The organism is Moorena sp. SIO3I8 (assembly GCF_010692325.1).
GTDB lineage: Bacteria > Cyanobacteriota > Cyanobacteriia > Cyanobacteriales > Coleofasciculaceae > Moorena.
Window position 1 is genome coordinate 1 of the sequence record NZ_JAAHHW010000363.1, and the last position, 1544, is coordinate 1544.

The following is a 1544-nucleotide window of genomic DNA, read 5'->3' on the forward strand; positions in this document are numbered from 1 at the left end:
CCATTGCCCAAGCCAGCTGCTTCAATAGCTGTTGATGATCAGCGTGTTGGTGATGATCCTGTGGCTGACTATTAGTCATAGAGTTATGGCAATCGGTCTCATGGTGTTTCCCAATTCAAGGTTTGAATATGAGGTGGTGCGTTACAGGACCGGCTGTCCCAACACTCTCGCTCGAGGTGGTCAGAGCGGGCCGGTCTTATCACGCACCCTACGCAACTCTTCCCCCGATTCCCGATTCCCGATTCCCGATTCCCGATTCCCAATTCCCAATTCCCGATTCCCGATTCCCGATTCCCGAATTAAACTAAGCCGGTGAGTCGCCTCACCGACTCGTCTTCAAAACCGTACGTGACACTTTCGCATCATACGGCTCCTCATCAAACGGAACCATTGTCATTGGTACCTCTAAAATGGGTTTTCATCCAACTCCGTTCGCGTAGGGTGGCCTACGGCGAAAGTGTTGATTTTCGACCGGTGTTTAATATCATGGCAATGTAGGTGTAATAATTCCAGGTTTTTATCCAAGTCATTTCCACCTATGGAGCGTGGTATTATATGGTGTTTTTCCAATAAATCTCCATCTCTAAAGGTAAGACCACAATGAGCGCATTTCCCTTGTTGCCGTTCTAAAAGCCTTCCTTTCTGAGTGGTCATCTCGGGATGCTTTCTCATTCTGGTACTCCAATAAATCAGGTCTCCATCGTAGGGACTTCTGGTTTCCTTGACTTTTACATGCCTGACTATTTCTGTTTTGGCGTGTTTTAGAAGATAGTTATCTTCATTGGTCTTGAACATCCAGTTGTCTTTCCCTATGGTGCCCCAATATTTCTTGGTTACCCATGTTCTGGATTTCTTGGGGTGTCTCTGATTTCCCCATCGTCTGAGTTTATTCCATAACATGTATCCCAATTTTTTGAATGTTTCTTTACTACAGACTGAACTGTAGTAATTACACCATCCACGTATGATGGGTTTAAGGTTGCTTATTAGGGCTTCCTGTGGGGCGGCTCTGTGTCGGTCGATGACTCTTGAGAGCTGTCCATAATGTTCTAGAACTTTCTCTTTAGACGGTTTTATAATGGTTTTAAAACCTTGTTTTGAGTGGTTCTTACCTACTTTATATTGACGGATATTGAATCCAAGAAAGTTAAATCCATCAAATGTATGAGTAATTTTTGTCTTACTTGGTTTTAATTCCAATCCCATGTCATGTAGCCATTTGTTGATGACTTTTTGACATTCTTCTACCACTTTGTGGTCTTGATGGGTGATTATAAAATCATCAGCATAACGGATTAGGCTTAACGCTTGTTTGTTTGCTCGTTTGCTTCCGGGCATTGATTCGGCGTATTTGTTGATCCGTTCTTCCATTCCGTGGAGGGCTATATTCGCTAAAAGTGGAGATATTACACCACCTTGAGGAGTACCTTCTTCTGTAGATGAGAATGTCTTGTTATCCATCACACCGGCTTTTAGCCAGGACTTAATTAAACGTCTCATGGATGGATAGGTATTTAATTTAGTTAAAAGTGCATCATGGTTAA

At 43.0% G+C, this 1544-nt stretch carries 2 protein-coding genes; one reads left to right on the top strand and one right to left on the bottom strand.

Annotated features, from left to right (window positions below; all coding sequences use genetic code 11):
- The first annotated feature begins 85 nt into the window (after nucleotides 1–85).
- Nucleotides 86–316, top strand: a complete 231-nt coding sequence (locus F6K51_RS37010; protein ID WP_293031093.1) for a hypothetical protein — start codon at nucleotides 86–88, stop codon at nucleotides 314–316.
- An 89-nt stretch (nucleotides 317–405) separates the two neighbouring features.
- Here the strand turns inward: F6K51_RS37010 and F6K51_RS37015 are convergent.
- Nucleotides 406–1544 (bottom strand): reverse transcriptase domain-containing protein (locus tag F6K51_RS37015; protein WP_293031096.1); only part of this gene is annotated, 1139 nt, incomplete at its 5' end.